Here is a 2,512-nt window from a genome sequence, read left to right as displayed (position 1 = left end):
GGGAATATCCGAAGCCGTGGTAAGAGGATTGTAAAAAAAGCCTGCTATGACCCATGCATCATTGCAAAGGTGCATGATGTGGCAAAGAAGTATCAGTGCATTCTTGTCTGTCTGGATTCCATGCATACCCATGACCATGTGCTTGCGGAGCTTAATGCCTATGGGCCGATGGTAAGTACAGGCAGTTATTGTGTGGTTTTTGATACCCTCATTGAAGACATGCCCGAAAATATGTTCCCGGACAGACCCTGGGGGCCGGGCAACAATCCCAAAACCGCTGTGTGGGAATATTTAAAAACCCACCCGGAATTTGAAATGGACAGGGATATCCAGCATAAGCTCCTGATCACCGTTGCACCGGACGGATATCTGAAAAAGATCGCCTGAAAAACTTAAACCAGATTCATTTAAAGCACGGTGGCTGAGGCTCTCGAAGCCCGCTTCAATCCTGTTCAGCCTCCTTTTTTGTAAGGAATGATTTCAATGGAAATAAAAATTTACAATGACATCGTTTTTAAATGGATCTTTGGAAGGCAAAGCTGCACAGCCCCTTTGATCGCCCTCCTTAATGCCATTACATCTCCTTCAAAAAAGTTTTCCGAAGTAACCATCCTGAATCCCTTTGATGAATCTGAACCCTTCAAGAATGAAAAGCAGGGTATCCTTGATATCCGGGCCAAAGATGACTGTTCAGGTAAATCCGGGCTTCCATTATCCGCCCCGCAGCAAATATTACCTTGCGGGCATGTACCGGGATCAGCTTGAGAAGGGCAAAGATGCCCTTTATAGTGACCTTAAAGCCTGCTACGGCATTCATATTCTTGTGGGTACGCTTTTTGATAAGCCGGAAGAAGAGGGTTTCTGGTTCAATCACTATGCCATGCTGAACACCCGCACACACAAAGCCCTCGTCAATCACTGGCACCTGTATTATATTGAACTTGAAAAGTATCTTCGCAGCCTTGAAAAAAAGGCCGAAGCCAGACCCCTTAATGAGCTTGAGGAATGGACGCTTTTCATTGGCACCATTCAGGACAATGACAGACCCCTGGATGAGCGCATCAATCATAACCCAATGATCCGGGAGGTGTATAAAATGATTGAGACCTTCACAAAAGATGACCATCTCCGTGAAAAATACCGTGTGCAGGAAGAATTTATCCGTGTTCAGAAGACCAATGAGTATATGACTGAAAAGATGAGGCAGGAAATTATCAGGCTGGGCCATGAGGTCGAACACTTCATGGCCGAACAGGAAAGGATTACTGCTGAGAACAAGGCGGCTCTTCTGGCCCAGGAGAGGGAAAGGGCTGAGAAGGAAGCCATTATGAAAAAAGCCATCCATGGGATGCGTAATCAGGGATTGCCAGACGAAGATATTGCAACAATGCTGGGAATTTCCGAAGAAGTGGTAAAAGGTTCGTAAAAAAGCCTGCTATGACCCATGCATCATTGCAAAGGTGCATGATGTGGCAAAGAAGTATCAGTGCATTCTTGTCTGTCTGGATTCCATGCATACCCATGACCATGTCCTGGCCGAGCTTAAAGCCTATGGGCCTCTGGTAAGTACAGGCAGTTATTGTGTGGTTTTTGATACCCTCAGTGAAGACATGCCCGAAAATATGTTYCCGGACAGACCCTGGGGGCCGGGCAACAATCCCAAAACCGCTGTGTGGGAATATTTAAAAACCCAYCCGGAATTTGAAATGGACAGGGATATCCAGCATAAGCTCCTGATCACCGTTGCACCGGACGGATATCTGAAAAAGATMGCCTGAAAAACTTAAACCAGATTCATTTAAAGCMCGGTGGCTGAGGCTCTCGAAGCCCGCTTCAATCCTGTTCAGCCTCCTTTTTTGTAAGGAATGATTTCAATGGAAATAAAAATTTACAATGACATCGTTTTTAAATGGATCTTTGGAAGGCAAAGCTRCACAGCCCCTTTRATCGCCCTCCTTAATGCCATTACATCTCCTTCAAAAAAGTTTTCCGAAGTAACCATCYTRAATCCCTTTGATGAATCTGAACCCTTCAAGAATGAAAAGCAGGGTATCCTTGATATCCGGGCCAAAGATGACTTAAGCGGTGAATGGGTAAACCTGGAGGTTCAGGTGAATCCGGGCTTCCATTATCCGCCCCGCAGCAAATATTACCTTGCGGGCATGTACCGGGATCAGCTTGAGAAGGGCAAAGATGCCCTTTATAGTGACCTTAAAGCCTGCTACGGCATTCATATTCTTGTGGGTACGCTTTTTGATAAGCCGGAAGAAGAGGGTTTCTGGTTCAATCACTATGCCATGCTGAACACCCGCACACACAAAGCCCTCGTCAATCACTGGCACCTGTATTATATTGAACTTGAAAAGTATCTTCGCAGCCTTGAAAAAAAGGCCGAAGCCAGACCCCTTAATGAGCTTGAGGAATGGACGCTTTTCATTGGCACCATTCAGGACAATGACAGACCCCTGGATGAGCGCATCAATCATAACCCAATGATCCGGGAGGTGTATAA

At 45.8% G+C, this 2,512-nt stretch carries 4 protein-coding genes and 1 pseudogene; all 5 read left to right on the top strand.

All coding sequences use genetic code 11. From position 1 onward, the window contains the following. Positions 1 to 387: cephalosporin hydroxylase family protein (locus FIM25_RS16915; protein ID WP_218961499.1), on the top strand; the 387-nt coding region annotated here is incomplete at its 5' end. 87 nt (positions 388 to 474) lie between these two features. Further along, positions 475 to 765 carry a PD-(D/E)XK nuclease family transposase gene (locus tag FIM25_RS17950; protein ID WP_139445966.1) on the top strand — a complete coding sequence of 97 codons (291 nt, stop codon included), beginning with the start codon at positions 475 to 477 and terminating at the stop codon, positions 763 to 765. Further along, positions 683 to 1,426 carry a PD-(D/E)XK nuclease family transposase gene (locus FIM25_RS16905; protein WP_179953495.1) on the top strand — a complete coding sequence of 248 codons (744 nt, stop codon included), beginning with the start codon at positions 683 to 685 and terminating at the stop codon, positions 1,424 to 1,426. Before FIM25_RS17950 ends, FIM25_RS16905 begins: the two co-directional genes overlap by 83 nt. Before the next feature lie 19 nt (positions 1,427 to 1,445). Next, positions 1,446 to 1,778, top strand: a pseudogene (locus FIM25_RS16900) (CmcI family methyltransferase); the annotation flags it as partial. A gap of 96 nt (positions 1,779 to 1,874) precedes the next feature. Beyond that, the coding region (locus tag FIM25_RS16895) for an Rpn family recombination-promoting nuclease/putative transposase (protein WP_179953494.1) at positions 1,875 to 2,512 on the top strand (638 nt) is incomplete at its 3' end.

The organism is Desulfobotulus mexicanus (genome assembly GCF_006175995.1).
Taxonomy (GTDB): Bacteria; Desulfobacterota; Desulfobacteria; order Desulfobacterales; family ASO4-4; genus Desulfobotulus; species Desulfobotulus mexicanus.
The sequence above is the reverse complement of the archived record's forward strand: the minus strand, read 5'-3'. Positions and strand labels throughout refer to the sequence as shown.